Origin of the sequence: Chitinibacter sp. S2-10 (assembly GCF_046530675.1) — a bacterium.
GTDB lineage: Bacteria > Pseudomonadota > Gammaproteobacteria > Burkholderiales > Chitinibacteraceae > Chitinibacter.
Genome location: NZ_CP172558.1, coordinates 2,978,190 through 2,992,668 on the forward strand (window position 1 = coordinate 2,978,190; position 14,479 = coordinate 2,992,668).

The 14,479-nt window shown below is 57.3% G+C and carries 17 protein-coding genes; 1 reads left to right on the plus strand and 16 read right to left on the minus strand.

Annotated features, from left to right (window positions below):
* Positions 1 to 62: 62 nt before the first annotated feature.
* From ccmI to thiM, 14 genes are all read right to left on the minus strand, one after another.
* A complete protein-coding gene (gene ccmI, locus ACG2XO_RS13995; protein WP_410498608.1) occupies positions 63 to 962 on the minus strand; it encodes a c-type cytochrome biogenesis protein CcmI in 900 nt (299 codons plus the stop codon).
* Positions 962 to 1,444: a cytochrome c-type biogenesis protein CcmH gene (locus tag ACG2XO_RS14000; RefSeq protein ID WP_410498609.1), complete on the minus strand. Its 483-nt coding sequence runs from the start codon at positions 1,442 to 1,444 to the stop codon at positions 962 to 964. Before ACG2XO_RS14000 ends, ccmI begins: the two co-directional genes overlap by 1 nt.
* Positions 1,441 to 1,974 (minus strand): DsbE family thiol:disulfide interchange protein, encoded by a 534-nt coding sequence (locus ACG2XO_RS14005; RefSeq protein WP_410498610.1) that lies wholly within the window; start codon positions 1,972 to 1,974, stop codon positions 1,441 to 1,443. The genes ACG2XO_RS14000 and ACG2XO_RS14005 overlap by 4 nt, the downstream gene beginning before the upstream one ends.
* Positions 1,971 to 3,944 carry a heme lyase CcmF/NrfE family subunit gene (locus ACG2XO_RS14010; protein ID WP_410498611.1) on the minus strand — a complete coding sequence of 658 codons (1,974 nt, stop codon included), beginning with the start codon at positions 3,942 to 3,944 and terminating at the stop codon, positions 1,971 to 1,973. The genes ACG2XO_RS14005 and ACG2XO_RS14010 overlap by 4 nt, the downstream gene beginning before the upstream one ends.
* 167 nt (positions 3,945 to 4,111) lie before the next feature.
* The gene (gene ccmE, locus ACG2XO_RS14015) at positions 4,112 to 4,558 is read right to left on the minus strand and encodes a cytochrome c maturation protein CcmE (protein ID WP_410498612.1); all 447 of its coding nucleotides are present in this window, start codon (positions 4,556 to 4,558) and stop codon (positions 4,112 to 4,114) included.
* A complete protein-coding gene (gene ccmD / locus ACG2XO_RS14020; RefSeq protein WP_410498613.1) occupies positions 4,555 to 4,749 on the minus strand; it encodes a heme exporter protein CcmD in 195 nt (64 codons plus the stop codon). Before ccmD ends, ccmE begins: the two co-directional genes overlap by 4 nt.
* A 160-nt stretch (positions 4,750 to 4,909) precedes the next feature.
* Positions 4,910 to 5,662: a heme ABC transporter permease CcmC gene (gene ccmC, locus ACG2XO_RS14025; RefSeq protein WP_410498614.1), complete on the minus strand. Its 753-nt coding sequence runs from the start codon at positions 5,660 to 5,662 to the stop codon at positions 4,910 to 4,912.
* Positions 5,663 to 5,784: 122 nt separating this feature from the next.
* The gene (gene ccmB / locus ACG2XO_RS14030) at positions 5,785 to 6,459 is read right to left on the minus strand and encodes a heme exporter protein CcmB (RefSeq protein WP_410498615.1); all 675 of its coding nucleotides are present in this window, start codon (positions 6,457 to 6,459) and stop codon (positions 5,785 to 5,787) included.
* Positions 6,456 to 7,103 (minus strand): heme ABC exporter ATP-binding protein CcmA, encoded by a 648-nt coding sequence (gene ccmA, locus ACG2XO_RS14035; RefSeq protein WP_410498616.1) that lies wholly within the window; start codon positions 7,101 to 7,103, stop codon positions 6,456 to 6,458. The genes ccmB and ccmA overlap by 4 nt, the downstream gene beginning before the upstream one ends.
* A 97-nt stretch (positions 7,104 to 7,200) precedes the next feature.
* Positions 7,201 to 8,421 (minus strand): NnrS family protein, encoded by a 1,221-nt coding sequence (locus tag ACG2XO_RS14040; protein ID WP_410498617.1) that lies wholly within the window; start codon positions 8,419 to 8,421, stop codon positions 7,201 to 7,203.
* A gap of 111 nt (positions 8,422 to 8,532) precedes the next feature.
* Positions 8,533 to 8,937, minus strand: a complete 405-nt coding sequence (locus ACG2XO_RS14045) for a VOC family protein (RefSeq protein ID WP_410498618.1) — start codon at positions 8,935 to 8,937, stop codon at positions 8,533 to 8,535.
* A 91-nt stretch (positions 8,938 to 9,028) separates the two neighbouring features.
* Positions 9,029 to 9,850: a bifunctional hydroxymethylpyrimidine kinase/phosphomethylpyrimidine kinase gene (gene thiD, locus ACG2XO_RS14050; protein ID WP_410498619.1), complete on the minus strand. Its 822-nt coding sequence runs from the start codon at positions 9,848 to 9,850 to the stop codon at positions 9,029 to 9,031.
* Positions 9,847 to 10,509 (minus strand): thiamine phosphate synthase, encoded by a 663-nt coding sequence (gene thiE, locus ACG2XO_RS14055; protein WP_410498620.1) that lies wholly within the window; start codon positions 10,507 to 10,509, stop codon positions 9,847 to 9,849. The genes thiD and thiE overlap by 4 nt, the downstream gene beginning before the upstream one ends.
* Positions 10,506 to 11,312 carry a hydroxyethylthiazole kinase gene (gene thiM / locus ACG2XO_RS14060; protein WP_410498621.1) on the minus strand — a complete coding sequence of 269 codons (807 nt, stop codon included), beginning with the start codon at positions 11,310 to 11,312 and terminating at the stop codon, positions 10,506 to 10,508. The genes thiE and thiM overlap by 4 nt, the downstream gene beginning before the upstream one ends.
* 214 nt (positions 11,313 to 11,526) lie before the next feature.
* Here thiM and ACG2XO_RS14065 point away from each other — a divergent pair, with 214 nt between their 5' ends.
* Positions 11,527 to 12,489: a dihydroorotate oxidase gene (locus tag ACG2XO_RS14065; protein ID WP_410498622.1), complete on the plus strand. Its 963-nt coding sequence runs from the start codon at positions 11,527 to 11,529 to the stop codon at positions 12,487 to 12,489.
* A gap of 56 nt (positions 12,490 to 12,545) precedes the next feature.
* On the opposite strand, the gene ACG2XO_RS14070 is transcribed toward ACG2XO_RS14065, so the two are convergent.
* On the minus strand, positions 12,546 to 13,172 hold the full coding sequence (locus ACG2XO_RS14070) for a DNA-3-methyladenine glycosylase family protein (protein ID WP_410498623.1): 627 nt from the start codon (positions 13,170 to 13,172) through the stop codon (positions 12,546 to 12,548).
* A 6-nt stretch (positions 13,173 to 13,178) separates the two neighbouring features.
* Positions 13,179 to 14,450 carry a metalloprotease PmbA gene (pmbA, locus tag ACG2XO_RS14075; RefSeq protein ID WP_410500269.1) on the minus strand — a complete coding sequence of 424 codons (1,272 nt, stop codon included), beginning with the start codon at positions 14,448 to 14,450 and terminating at the stop codon, positions 13,179 to 13,181.
* Between the last annotated feature and the right edge of the window lie 29 nt (positions 14,451 to 14,479).

The following is a 14,479-nucleotide window of genomic DNA, read 5'->3' on the forward strand; positions in this document are numbered from 1 at the left end:
AATAAATCAACCCCCAAAATTTACCAGAGTTTGTTGACGCTTGATTTGCGAAGCACTCCAAATCATGGCTTTTCGGCCTGCTTTGGCGCAGAAGCGGCACTTGCGCCTTCTTTCACCAAGCGGATTTCTTCTGCCAACCACTTGGCGTCTTCAGAGCCAGGCTCAAGTAGCGCGAGCAATTTATCCCACCAGTAAATCGTCATGGCAGGATCACCACGTTGCAAAGCGGCACTGCCAGCCAGCATCAGCGCGTCAGGTTCGCTGGCGTTCATTTCCAGCGCTTTGGCGAGTAATTGTGTCGGACGACCGGCAAAGCTGTTATCACGCACGGCGAGCGAACCGGCGAACCGTGCGATTTCTCCGGCGTCTTTTTGCACTTCCGGCCAGGCTTTCTCATACGCCTTGACCGCGTCGTCGTAACGCGCCAGCGTGCGGTAGCTGCGCGCGAGCATCAGCCAGCCTTTGGTGTTATCGGGTTCGAGCGCCATTTTGGCCTCCAAACTCTTTACCATGCCCTCGATTTTGGCGGCGTCAACAATTGCCGAAGCGGCCACATCGGGCGCTGCGCGATTAGCCGGATTGAGCGCAGCCGGATTGCCCAACTGGAAATAAAGCAATGCGGCCAGCAAGGGTAATCCGATCCCGATCAGACTCAGCGTAAGTTGCTGACTCTTGCCAGAGAGTGGTTTTTTTTCATCGCTCACCGCCTCAAGCCGCCCTACTTCGGCAATCAGCCGCGCCTCGGCCTCAGCCAGACTGGCGGCATATTCGGATTCGCTCAAACGGGCATTGGCGACATCGGCCTGCAACTCGGCGACGACGCTGTCGTGCAGTTGATAACGCGCGCGGCGGACATCATCCACATCGGCTGCCGTGTTTTTGTCGTGACGAAATAAGGGATACAGCAAAATTAACAAGCTCAGCACGACGAAAGCGGCGCAAATCAGGGCAAAAGTGTTCATTATTTTTTCTCGTCCTTCTTCTCAAACTCGCGCTGCAAGCGAGTCAGTTCTTCGCGATCCACTGGCTGAGAATCCATGGATATTTCATTGCAGCTCTTTCTTGATATGCCTCGCAAGAATATACCCAAAGCCAGTATCAATAATATGAAGGGACCAATCCACAGCAAGAGCGTGCGACCTTTTAACGGTGGGCGATAGGTAACAAAGTCGCCGTAACGATCAGTCAGATAGGCGATGATCTGGGTATCGCTTTTACCGGTACGGATTTGCTCGCGCACTTCACGGCGCAAATCTTCTGCCAGCGGCGCACGCGAGCTGGCGAGGCTTTCGTTCTGACACACCAGGCAGCGTAATTCGGCTGCCAAGCTCACCAGCCTTTCTTCGACGACGAGATCACTCGTGGCATCACTTGCAACGGGAGAGGTTTTGCCATGGGCGAGTGACAGGGTGAATAGCAAAATAGCAAACAGGCGCAAGATCATTGTGTCGCCCCCGCTACTCTCGCCGCTTGCAAGGCGGGCAAGATTTTGTCAGAGAAAACCTCATCACTGACGGGCCCCGTGTGCTTGAGGACAATAATGCCCTTGCCATCAATCACAAAGGTTTCCGGTACCCCATAAACGCCAAAATCAATTGCAACGCGACCTTCACGATCAGCAATCACTGCGCTATACGGATTCCCGCGATCCGCCAGCCATTTTTTTGCATCGGTATCCAGATCCTTGTACGCCATACCGACCAGCGGTGCGCCAAGCTTGTTTTTCCACGCATTGAGCACCGGATGCTCGACCACGCAGGCACTGCACCACGAAGCCCAGACATTGAGCACCCACGGCTGGCCTTTGAGCTGAGCCGTCGAAAATGACTCAGGCTGATCGAGCCTGTCGAGCGTAAACACCGGCGCCGGTTTGCCGATCAAGGGCGATGGAATATCGCGCGGGTTCAGCCGCAGGCCGACAGCGAGCAGCACCGCAAGCGCAATAAACAACAGTAATGGCCAGTAACGTTTCATTGTACGGCCTCCGTTTTTTTCGTCAGGCGATAACGTCTATCACTCATCGCCAGTACGCCGCCCAGCGCCATCATCACGCAGCCAAGCCAGATCCAGCCGACCAGTGGCTTGTAATGCGCACGGATCACCCAGGCACCGGTAAACGGATTGGCTTCCAATGGCTCACCCAAGGACACATAGACATCGTAAAACGGCGTGTTATGAATTGCCGCTTCGGTCATCGGCATCTGGCTGGAGAAATACTGCCGTTTTTCCGGATGCAACACGGTGATGGCCTTGCCGTCTTTTAACAGCGAAAGCGAACCTTGCAGCGCCGCATAATTACTTTCACGATGTGGCGCAATACCGTCAAAGCGGATCACATACGCGCCCACTGCAAGTGTGTCGCCATGCTTCATTTTGACGTCGTCTTCGCGCTCGTAGCTCGACACCACCGTGACGCCAGCGACAAAAACCGCCAGCCCCAGATGCGCCAGATGCATGCCACTAAACGAAGCCGGCATTGCCAGCAAGCCGCGCCAGAAAGAGGATTCTTTTTTCCAATTCAGCCTCAAGCGCCCAAACCAATCTAGAGCGGCCGTGATCGCCACCCACAGCGAGAGCCCCAAAGCCAGCGCCACGCCCCAGCGCCAGGTGTTACTCCAGAGAAACGGCAGTAACAAGCCCCCCACAATCGCAATGACCGCTGGCGCGCGCAAGGCGGCGACCATCTCTGTCGCCTCGTGCCGCTTCCAGCGCATCGTGCCGACCATACCGACCAGTAGCAGCATCGGCAGCATCAGCGGAATAAATACGCTGTTGAAATACGGCGGCCCGACCGACAGCTTGCCAAGACCCAGCGCGTCGATCAGCAGGGGATACAGCGTTCCCAGCATCACCGTCGCGCACGCGACGGTCAGCAGCACATTATTGGTCAGCAGCAAAGTCTCGCGCGAGCACCAGCTAAATACCCCGCCACCTTCCATCTTCGGCGCGCGCCACGCGTACAGCGCCAGCGACGAACCAATCACGACACACAGGAAAACCAGAATAAACATCCCGCGAGTCGGGTCGGTGGCAAACGCATGCACCGAAGTCAGCACGCCCGAACGAACCAGAAACGTGCCGAGCAGCGAGAGCGAAAATGTCGCAATCGCCAGCAATACCGTCCAGTGTTTGAACGCATTGCGCTTTTCGGCGACCGCCAGCGAATGAATCAGCGCCGTACCCGCCAGCCACGGCATGAATGAAGCATTCTCAACCGGATCCCAGAACCACCAGCCGCCCCAGCCCAGCTCGTAGTAGGCCCACGCGCTGCCGAGCATGATGCCCATCGTCAGCGACACCCACGCCGCCGCAGTCCACGGCCGGCTCCAGCGCGCCCACGCGGCATCAAGCCGCCCGGTCAGCAGTGCAGCAATGGCAAAGGCAAACGCGACCGAAAAACCGACATAACCCATATACAGTTGCGGTGGATGAAAAACCAAGCCGGGGTCTTGCAAGAGCGGATTGAGATCATTGCCATCGGGCGCGGCAGGCAGCAAGCGGGCAAACGGGCTGGATGTAAACAGAATAAACAGATGCAGGCCGAGCGAAACACAGCCAAGCACGCCGAGCACCAAGGCACGAACCAGCAGCGGAATACTGCGCGCAAGCAGCGCCACTGCAGCAGTCCAGCCCGACAACATCAGCACCCACAGCAGCAGCGAGCCCTCGTGCCCGCCCCAGACGGCAGCAAATTTATACAGATCGGGCAACAAGCGATTGGATTGCTTGGCCACATAAACCAGCGAAAAATCATCGAGCAGAAATGCAGCAGCCAGCAGCGCAAATGACGTAGAAAGCAGCAAAAACTGCAACAGTGCCGCAGGTCGCGTCATCCGCATCAATGCCTTGTTGTCTGTTTGCCCACCGCCAATCCCACAGGCCGCCAGCACCAGCGCGACCACGGTCGACAAAATCAACGTAAATAAACCGAGTTCACCAATCATTACTTGCCCTTTTAATAACCTACGGCCATGTATATTTTCAAATTCGAGTGTGCTTTGATGCCGTCATACTGGCCGCGTTGCGCGCCTAATGGCAAAGCCGGCATCCAGAGCAGAGTTCAATATCCATCGCGGCTGGATTCCAGCTTTCGCCGGAATGACGACATCGTTTAATTTGCGCGTTTCTCCGCCGCTTTCTGATGCGCCTTGTTCACTGCATCCTGCGCTTCGGGCGGCATGTAATTTTCGTCGTGTTTGGCGAGGACTTCAGTCGCGGTAAACAAAGTACCATCCCAACTGCCCTGCGCGACAACGCCTTTGCCTTCCTTGAATAAATCCGGCAGCAGGCCTTTGTAGCGCACCGTGATCGTTTTGTCGGTATCGGTGACGGCAAATTGCATCGTCACGCCGTCGCTCTGGCGTTGCAGCGACTTGTCAACGACCATGCCGCCAATCCTGAAAGCACGCCCCTGTGGCGCTTCACCGGCGATAACTTGCGTCGGGCTATAGAAAAAAACCAGATTTTCGCGAAAAGCATTGACGACGAAAAACGCCACCAGCGATAACGTCACCAGCGCGCCAGCAAGCCAGAACATACGTTTGCGACGTGGGCTCATGCGGACTCTCCTGCCTGCTTCATTTCGGCCAGCATCCGGGCGCGGGCGATTTGCTGCTGCGTTTGCAAACGGCTACGGTGCAGCAATACTCCCTCTATGCATAACGATACAGCGCAAACTGCAAAAGAGCTCCAGACATATACCCCGTAGCCACCCATGGCAAAAAATTCGGCCCAGCTGTTCCAGTACATTTCAATTCCTTTCATCACTGTTCTAATGCAATTGAAGATGCTTAAAAAGTAGCGAGCGCCCGTCAGAGCGTTGAGGCCGGAGCGCAGCAACCGGAATGTACTGAAGTACATGAGGATTGCGAGTACCCCCCGATGCGCTATCACGGAGCGCGCAGCACTTTTAAAGTATGTTCAACTCCTGCACCCAGCGCGTACCCGCCTCGCGCTGCAGGATTAAAACCCGCACCCGTCGCAGCGTCATCGCAATTGAATACATCCACGCCGCCAGCCCCATTAGCAGCATCGCCAGCAGCATGACCGAGGCCATGCTGCTGCCGCGGGTTGTGACCGACGCACCCTGATGCAGCGTGTTCCACCAGTAGACCGAGAAATAAATCACCGGCACATTGAAAACGCCGACAATCGCCAGCAATGATCCGGCCTGGTCGCTTCGATCCGGGTCGTCAATGCTGCGCGTCAGCGCGATAAAACCCAAATACAGAAAAAACAGCAGCAACATCGAAGTCAGCCGCGCGTCCCACACCCACCAGGTGCCCCACATCGGCTTGCCCCACAGCGCGCCGGTGACCAGCGACATCAGCGCCATCCACGCACCGGTCGGCGCGAGTGCCTGTGCCATCAGCGCCGACAGCCGCGTTTTCCAGACCAGATGAATCACCGACCAAAACGCCATGACGATATAAATAAACATCGCCATCCAGCTCGTCGGCACGTGCAGGAAAATAATCCGGTAGCCATCGCCCTGCTGCGCATCGCTGGGCGCAACGGCCATACCGATCCACAAACCGATTGCAGCCAGCAGCACCGCCAGCGCGGTCAGCCACGGAATTGCCCTGCCCGCCAGCGGGTAAAAGGTGCTCGGCGCAGCAAAATGGAACAGATGCCAGCTGGGTTTATTTTTGGGAGTATCCATAGTCATTTTTATCTAAAACTTTAAATCCTAGGGTCGGCTTTAGCCGACTTAGCAACTTTAATCATTCATGGTCGGCTGCGCTCTGCGTACCCTGCGGGCAAAGCCGACCCTACATTTTTGTCTTATTCAATCGCCAGCCGCAGCGCCTTGGCCGTCAGCCATGGCGCAAAAAATATCGCTGCACACGCCAGAGCCGCCAGCAAGGACAATTCGGCCATGCCGGACTGCCCCGCCGCGACCGCAGCCACTGCGCCGCTGCCAAAAATCAGCACCGGTGCGAGCAGCGGCAGCACCAGCAAGGCGAGCAAGACTTCGCCCTGACGCAAACCCAGCGTGAGCGCAGCACCGATGCCGCCCAGCGCAGTAATAATCGGCGTCCCAACAAGCAAGCTCGCCAGCAGCATCAGCCATTGCTCGGACGGCAGACCATATTGGATCGCCAGCAGCGGCGCAGCCAGCGCCAGCGGTACACTGGTCGCCAGCCAGTGCGCGGCAAATTTGCCGGCGACCATCATGCTCGCCGGATAAGGAGCGAGCAGCAATTGTTCGAGCGAGCCATCTTGCCAGTCGCTCTGAAACAGCCGAGGCAAAGACAGCAACACAGCCAGCAATGCAGCCACCCACAGCACACCGGGGCCAATCCGTAATAACCAGTTTGGCTCCGGACCAACGGCGAGCGGAAACAGCGTGGAAACCAGCACAAAAAACATCAGCCCAACGAGCACGTCGCCGCGCTGCCGCCAGGCCAGGAGCAGATCACGCGCGACCATATGGCCGAAAAATCGCAATGCGCTCATACGGACGTAAACCTCGCCGATTCCAGCTTCAGAATACAAGGGGCAGGTATTTCGCCAGGAAGCAGTTGATGCGAAGTCAGCAGCGCAATACCCCCTAAAGACAAATGCGCTGCAATCCAGTTCCCCAGCTCGGACTGCCCTGAGACATCGAGTGCAACCAGCGGTTCATCCATCACCCAGATCGGACGCGGTAAAGCCAGAAAGCGCGCCAGCGTCGCGCGGCGTTTTTGGCCTTGCGAGAGCTGGCGTACCGGTAAATCGACACAGGCAGCCAGCCCGACTTTGACCAGCGCTTGCAAAGCGGCGCTTTCAGTCAGCAGCACGCCTTGCAATCGGGCATGAAGCAGCAGATTTTCCAGCGGGCTGAGCGTGTCTTTCAAGGCATCGCGATGGCCGAGATAATGAAACTGGGCACCATAATCGTCCCCCCATCCGGCCGGTGTTCTGTCCTGCCAGCGGATCGGTGCCGTGTGTTCGCTCAAGCCAGCCTGCGACAATCCGGCGATGACTTTCAGCAAAGTCGTTTTACCGACGCCATTGGCACCCTGCAAATGCAGGCATTGCCCGGCGGACAGCGTCAACGAGACAGGATTGAATAAGGGTCGCCCGCCCCGCATCGCGGTCAGGCCTTCGATTTGCAACACGACAATTCCAGACTTTTGAGTTGAGCCACAGTTTACCTTGCTTACGCTCGGGCAAACGGTCGATTTTCTAACCCTTTCGGGGTAATGGCAGAAAGACTTAGCCTTGTTGGCCATCCACCCTGGCCTGCCAGTACATCGGCATATAAACGCGCCCCCACAGCAGCAGCGCAAGCAGCGCCAGCACTGCGGCGATCAGATACAAAGCCATTTGCCAGGCCGGAATCAGCTCGCCGAGTACCCGTGCCAGTGCGACACCGTGCATCGCCCAGTAAGCAGTCCACGCGATACCGGCGGCAACGAGCGGCCGTCCCGAATGCCCCAGCGTGACACGAGTAACAAAACCCAGCAGCATGGTGCAGAAAAAACCCAGCGTCAGCGCGTGCAGCGGCGCAAAGCCCAGTCCGGCATGACCCGACAATTGAAACAATTGAAGAAGATCACTGATGCTTTGCAAGGCCAGCGCAACGCCAGCCCAGGCAAAAGCGGCGTGCAGCATCGCCAGCAGTTTGACTTTAAAAGAGTGCCACAGCTGCCAGCGCCAGCTGGTATAAAGCAGAATCGCCGCCAATGGCAAATCAACAGGCAGGGTATTGACTCCCATCGCCTCAAAAACGGGGCGCAGCATCGATAACCCTACCAGGGTATACAAGAGCCAAGCCGGACGCCATGCGGTATAGGGCTGCAGCACATTGGCCGAGAAAAACGGAATCATCCGGTGGCTGACGCTGAGAAACACCGGCAGCAATAAACCCCAGATCCCCAGATTCACCGCCAGTTGCCAGGCAGCAATATTGCCGAACAGCAGCCAGACCAGCTGCGCCAGTAAACCGGCAAGCCCCAGAACAAATGCCCAGCCTATCGCTTGCGCGTGCGTTTTATCACCAACCTGGCTGCGGGCAATGGCCAGCCACCAGATTTGCGTTGCGCGGCTCCACGCCAGCCCTTGCAATGCCACACCCAGCAACATCCACGTCGCTCCCCAGCGTCCGGCCAGACACAAGACCGTCCCTGCCGCGTAGCCCAGCATCACCGGTGCGTATTGCCGCAACGCAGGGCTGGCGACATTGAGCCAGCGCGGGCCGGCGGTATAAATAAAGCCGAGCATGAAGAGCGGGAAAAAACCGTAAACCATCACGCTGCCATGCCAGAACAGCGCAGGCATACTGGGCGACAGATCGATGGAAAAACTGCGGCTGGACATTTCCAGCGTCCAGAGCAGAAAACTCATCAACAGCAAAGCCGCACCGGCCAGAAAGCCCAGCCGGTGCGGTGCCGCGACGATTGTTTTGAAGAGGGGTGATTTGAAATGAAGTTTCATCAGATAGACAGCTCGAACACGATGCCCCATCGTAGCGAGGGCAAGCAGAAGAATTCTTGCTTTATATCAGGAAGCCCGGCGGCGGCGGCTGACCATTAAGAGGTAGTCGGTCTATTCGACGTTGATCATCCAGTTCACTCCGAACCGGTCGGTCACATTGCCAAAACCGCGCGCCCAGAATGTTTTCTCGAAAGGCATGCAGATCTTGCCACCCTCGGCGAGCGCATTGAATAGTTGTTCGCCTTTGGCAAGATTATTCAGGCCTATCGTCAGCGCACAGCCCTGCATTTCAGGACAGGTCTGCCCCGGCATACCGTCAGACGCCATGATTTGCGAGTCGCCGACCGAAAAATTGGCGTGCATGATCAGCCCGTGACTTTCTGCCGGTAAATCGGCGGCCATTGGCGACTCGCCAAAGGTCTGCTTGAAATTCAGTCTGGCGCCGAGCAGCTGCTGGTAAAAAGCCAGTGCCTGCGCGCATTGACCGTTGAAAAACAGATAGGGTTGAACTTGCATGGCGGATTCTCCAGAGTGGGGGCAATCGCTTTATGATCGCAAACCATTACTCAAAAGCAGACCGGAAAATCCGCTATCCCCCGACTTGCGGTCACCACCAGCGATGAAAATGATGCACCGGGCCGATGCCGTGACCGACCTGCAAACGGTCGGCGTCGGCAATCGCTTTGAGCAACCAGTCTTTGGCATCGCGGACGGTTTCAGCCCAGTCGGCGCGTTGTGGACGCAAGGCAGTCAGCGCAGCCGACAACGTGCAGCCAGTGCCATGCGTATGGCGCGTCGCAATGCGCGCAGCGGGAAAATTCACCTCGGTCTCGGGTGTAATCAGCCAGTCCGGGCATTGCTCGCCGCCCAGATGACCGCCTTTCATCAGCACCGCTTTCGCACCGGCAGCGAGCAAGGCTCTGCCCTGCGCACGCATTTCGTCCTCAGACTTGGCCTCGGCACAATCGAGCAGCGCAGCCGCTTCGGGCAGATTCGGCGTAATGATGCTCGCCAGTGGCAATAACTGATCGCGCAAGGCATTGACCGCAGCAGGATCCAGCAGGGTATGCCCTCCTTTGGCAATCATGACGGTATCCAGCACGATATACTCCGGCTGGTATTTGCGCAGACTCTCGGCAACGGCAGTGATGATCTCGGCATTGGCAAGCATGCCCATTTTGACCGCATCAACGCGGATATCGCTAAACACCGCGTCGCACTGGGCGGTCACAAATTCGGCCGGCACCGGATGAACTGCGCTGACGCCCTGCGTGTTTTGTGCGGTCAGCGCGGTAATCACGCTCATGCCATAAGCGCCCAGCGCCGAGAAGGTTTTCAGATCAGCCTGAATCCCGGCACCACCGCCCGAATCCGAGCCGGCAATGGTCAGTGCATGGCATATCTGACGTTGATGAGCAGCAGTCATCATGAACCCTTTTTCAGATTGATTTCAGTTAACAAATTTCGCGTTGCCCGGGCAATATCCGGCTGGCCGCAAATCGCCGAAATCACCGCAACGCCATCGGCGCCGGCGGCGATCAACGGCGCCACTTTACCGCTGCTGATGCCGCCAATCGCTACCGCAGGCAAGCTGCCGGTACTGGCGAACATCGCGGCCATTTCGGCCGCGGCAATCACGGGTGACGCATCTTTTTTAGTGCTGGTTGGATAGACCGGCCCGACGCCAATGTAGTCAATACACGCCGCGATTTCCGGCGTCAGCAACTCATGCACATTGCCCAGATTATTGGTCGACAGACCGACGATTTTGTTCGGTCCAAGCAAGTCGCGCACCACGGCCACCGGTAAATCGCTTTGCCCGACATGCACGCCGTCGGCGTCAACGGCCAGCGCAATATCGGCGTGGTCATTAATAATCAGCGGGATGTTCAATGGTGTCAGCACCGCTTTCAATTGCTGCGCGCATTCAAGCCACTGGCGTTTTTTCCAGTTGGGTGCGCGCAATTGCACGACGGTAACGCCGTTTTCAGCCGCGATTTTTGCCGTTTCCACCATCCCGGCCATGCCACCGCACAGATCGGGATCGAGCACCAGATACAGGCTCAGATCGATTGGATTACGGCTCATGCCGTCACCTGGCGCAAAGATTGCGGATGAATGATGTGCAAGGCATCCAGAAATGGCGCAACAAAAGTGCCGGGGCCGTCACTGCATTCAACCGCGCGCTCGCCAGCCAGTGCCATCAGCGCACACGCGGCAGCAACGGCATTGAGCCGATTGGGCGCGTCGGCCAGAAAGGCGGCAACGACACTGGATAACGCGCAACCCGTTCCGACCACTTTGGTCATCAGCGGATGCCCCAGCTCGACCGCCCAGCTTTGCTCGCCATCGGTGATGTAATCAATCGCGCCGGTGACCGCCACGATAGCGCCGGTTTCCTTGGCCAAAGCCATCGCCGCCGCCAGTGCCGAATTCGAGCTGGCCGTACTATCGACACCCCGACCACCGCCCAACCCGCCCGCAAGCGCCAGAATTTCCGAACCGTTACCACGAATTGCAGCCGGTTTAAGCGCCAGCATCGCCTGGCATGCCTCGGTACGATACGCCAGTACGCCCGCCGCCACCGGATCGAGCACCCACGGTGTTCCTGCGGCATTCGCAGCTGCAATTGCCAGCTGCATCGCGTCCAGCCGCTCTGCGTACAGCGTACCGACATTGATCAGCAGTGCATCGGCCAGTGCAGCAAACTCGGCGACTTCTTCCCGAGCAACGATCATCGCCGGTGACGCCCCCATCGCCAGCAGGGTATTGGCCGTAAAGCATTGCACCACTTCGTTGGTCAGCACATGCACCAGAGGGGTATTGGCACGAACCCGCTCGAGTTCGTCGGCAAGCAAGGTAAAAGGAAAATCAGCAATAGAAGTCGGCATTGTGGTTACGGGTTCCAGACGAGCAATGGCGATATTGTACCTTCGAACAAAATCCGTAGTTTGATCTGGGCCGTGTTTTTTGCATTCATAAGCCGTCATAAACTGTCGCAAACTGATCCAGGCCGAATCCAATCAGCAAATCTTTGATCTTACTCACATTAGGCTGCGCGCCCATTGCCTACAATCGGCTTAATCATGAATTCAGGAGAAGGTCATGTCCAACTTGACCCCCCATCTTTTAGCAACCCAGTTTCTGGAATTGCCACTGAACAACCCGCTGATGAATGCGTCGGGGGTCTGGTGCAGCGTCGCATCGCAACTGGAAGCACTCACCGAATCGGCTGCTGGCGCCATGGTCAGCAAAAGCTGCACGCTGCAGCCGCGCGATGGCAATCCCGAGCCGCGCTACCGCGTGCTTGATGGTGAAAATCAGCCCTTTGGCAGCATCAACTCGATGGGCTTGCCCAATGAAGGTTTCAACTATTATCTGCGCTATGCGCAACGCCATGACTACGAAGCCAAGCCGCTGTTTATTTCGCTATCGGGTCTGACGCTCGACGACAATCTGACCATGGTCGATGCACTGAAGGACGCGGTATTACCGGCCCTGCTGGAAATCAATCTGTCGTGCCCGAATGTGCCGGGCAAATCGCAGACTGGCTACGACTTCGAAGCGATGGACATGATGCTGGCCGAGGTGTCATCGGGTTATCAGCGAGGGTTTGGCGTCAAACTGCCGCCGTATTTCGACATGGCGCATTTTGACGAAGCGGCCGAAATCCTGAATCGCTATCCGCTGGTCGCTTTTGTCACCTGCATCAACTCAATCGGCAATGCACTGGCGATTGATCTGGATTCCGAAACCACGCTGATCAAACCCAAAGACGGTTTTGGCGGGCTGGGTGGCGATTTTGTTTTGCCTACGGCGCTGGCTAATGTGAATGCCTTTTACCGTCGTTGCCCCGAGAAAGCCATCATCGGCTGCGGTGGCGTGAAATCCGGTCGTGACGCTTTTCTGCATATTCTGGCCGGGGCAACGCTGGTGCAAATCGGCACCAGCCTGCTTGAAGAAGGCCCGGGCATTTTCCCGCGCGTACAGACCGAGCTGGCCGCCATCATGGTCAAGAAAGGCTATCAAAGCGTCGATGAATTCAGAGGCAAGCTCAAAACACTCTAAGTGCACAGGGGTATATTCATACAAGGCACACCCTTATTACCCTTGAAGGATATACCTCAATATTCTACCGGCACCGGATCAAGGCTGCGCCACAGATACCAGGTGGCGACCGAACACCACGGCTGCCATTGTTCGGCAAGCTGACGCAGCTCGGCACGGGGTTTTCGCTCGTCCTGATGATAATGCAGCGCAATCGCGCGGATCAGTCCGATATCGTCGAGCGGCAGCACGTTCGGACGCGCCAGATAGAAAATCAGGAACATCTCGGCGGTCCAGCGGCCAATGCCTCGGATCGACACCAGCTCTTTGATAATGTCTTCATCGTCCCAATCATGCCAATCGCCAGGATTGAGGCGGCCTTCATGATGATGGCGCGCCAGATCGCCCAGATATTCGACTTTGCGCTGCGACAGGCCGCAAGCGCGCAGCTCTTCAACGCTGGCCGCCAATACCGCGCGGCTATTCACCTCGCCGAGAAACGCCGCCAGCCGGTTCCACACCGAATCGGCCGCTTTGACCGAAATCTGCTGCCCGACAATCGAGCGCGCCAGCGTATGAAACGCATCGCCGCGCGTGCGCAGACTGATTTCAGGATATTGCGCAATCAGTTGCGCCATCACCGCGTCCACGGCCGCTAGCTCAGTAATGGCTTGATTCCAGTAATCCGGGCGTTCGATCATCATGGCGGCTTAGTCGCCTGCCACGGTCATCTTATCGATCAGAATCGCGCCGACTTTGCGGCTGCTCGATGCGAGCGCATCGTCGCCAATTGCGATAATGCGCTGATACATCTCGCGCAAATTACCGGCAATCGTGATTTCTTCAACCGGATATTGAATGATGCCGTTTTCAACCCAAAAGCCCGCCGCGCCGCGCGAGTAATCACCGGTGACCATATTGGTGCCGTGGCCGAGCAATTCGGTCACCAGTAAACCCGTTCCCATTTTGGCGAGCAGGCTGCTGGCCGGATCGGTTGGCGTCACAAACAGATTATGCGGGCCACCCGCATTGCCGGTGGTATCCATCCCCAGCTTGCGTGCAGAATAGCTCCCAAGGAAATACCCCTGCTGAATCCCGCGTTCGACCACGGTACGCGCCGAGGTTGCAACGCCTTCGGCGTCGAATGCGCCGCTGGCAAAGCCGCGTGGTGTAAATGGATCTTCGGTAATCGTCACAATCGGTGAAAACACTGGCTTGCCTAAGCTATCGAGCAGAAAACTGGATTTGCGGTACAGGCTGCTGCCCGATACCGCGTTGATCCAGTGGCCGATCAAAGAGCCAGCGACCGACGCTTCAAACAGCACCGGGTATTCGCCAGTTTTCAGGCGCCGAGCGCCAAGGCGGCGCACAGTACGCTCGCCGGCCCTGCGCCCGACTGCGGCAGCCGATTCCAGATCAGACGGTGCACGCGCTGCGGTGTACCAGTAATCACGCTGCATGCCGCTGTCATCTTCGGCAATCACTGCGGCCGAAATGCTGTAGCGGGTGCTGGTGCCCGATCCCATAAAACCTTGCGAATTGCCGTAAACCCAGCGCGAAGCCGAAGTCGACACGGTGGCACCGTCGGAATTATCAATCCGCTCGTCAACGGCCAGCGCAGCCTGCTCACACTGCCGCGCCAGCTCGATCGCATCTTCGACCGATAAATCCCACGGATGGTACAAATCCAGATCGGGAAACACGCTACACAGGCGCTTGGGATCCGCCGGGCCGGCAAACTCGTCGGCGGCGGTGTATTTGGCAATCGCCAGCGCGGCTTTAACGGTATCGGACAGCGCTGCGGGAGAAAAATCGCTGGTGCTGGCGTGCCCCTTTTGCTGCCCCAGATAAACGGTGACGCTGATGCCTTTATCGCGGTTGTATTCTATGGTTTCGACTTCGTCGAGTCGCACCGAGACATTCTGCCCCGACCCTTCGGAAGCCTCGACATCACAGGCGGTCGCGCCCTGTTGTTTGGCCATATCGAGGACTTGTCCGGCCAATTGGCGCA

Bases quoted from the DNA above. Each gene is read 5' to 3' on its own strand.
- ccmI (WP_410498608.1), bottom strand. From the start codon at position 962: ATGAACACTTTTGCCCTGATTTGCGCCGCTTTCGTCGTGCTGAGCTTG.
- ACG2XO_RS14000 (WP_410498609.1), bottom strand. From the start codon at position 1,444: ATGATCTTGCGCCTGTTTGCTATTTTGCTATTCACCCTGTCACTCGCC.
- ACG2XO_RS14005 (WP_410498610.1), bottom strand. From the start codon at position 1,974: ATGAAACGTTACTGGCCATTACTGTTGTTTATTGCGCTTGCGGTGCTG.
- ACG2XO_RS14010 (WP_410498611.1), bottom strand. From the start codon at position 3,944: ATGATTGGTGAACTCGGTTTATTTACGTTGATTTTGTCGACCGTGGTC.
- ccmE (WP_410498612.1), bottom strand. From the start codon at position 4,558: ATGAGCCCACGTCGCAAACGTATGTTCTGGCTTGCTGGCGCGCTGGTG.
- ccmD (WP_410498613.1), bottom strand. From the start codon at position 4,749: ATGTACTGGAACAGCTGGGCCGAATTTTTTGCCATGGGTGGCTACGGG.
- ccmC (WP_410498614.1), bottom strand. From the start codon at position 5,662: ATGGATACTCCCAAAAATAAACCCAGCTGGCATCTGTTCCATTTTGCT.
- ccmB (WP_410498615.1), bottom strand. From the start codon at position 6,459: ATGAGCGCATTGCGATTTTTCGGCCATATGGTCGCGCGTGATCTGCTC.
- ACG2XO_RS14040 (WP_410498617.1), bottom strand. From the start codon at position 8,421: ATGAAACTTCATTTCAAATCACCCCTCTTCAAAACAATCGTCGCGGCA.
- ACG2XO_RS14045 (WP_410498618.1), bottom strand. From the start codon at position 8,937: ATGCAAGTTCAACCCTATCTGTTTTTCAACGGTCAATGCGCGCAGGCA.
- thiD (WP_410498619.1), bottom strand. From the start codon at position 9,850: ATGATGACTGCTGCTCATCAACGTCAGATATGCCATGCACTGACCATT.
- thiE (WP_410498620.1), bottom strand. From the start codon at position 10,509: ATGAGCCGTAATCCAATCGATCTGAGCCTGTATCTGGTGCTCGATCCC.
- thiM (WP_410498621.1), bottom strand. From the start codon at position 11,312: ATGCCGACTTCTATTGCTGATTTTCCTTTTACCTTGCTTGCCGACGAA.
- ACG2XO_RS14065 (WP_410498622.1), top strand. From the start codon at position 11,527: ATGTCCAACTTGACCCCCCATCTTTTAGCAACCCAGTTTCTGGAATTG.
- ACG2XO_RS14070 (WP_410498623.1), bottom strand. From the start codon at position 13,172: ATGATGATCGAACGCCCGGATTACTGGAATCAAGCCATTACTGAGCTA.
- pmbA (WP_410500269.1), bottom strand. From the start codon at position 14,450: ATGGCCAAACAACAGGGCGCGACCGCCTGTGATGTCGAGGCTTCCGAA.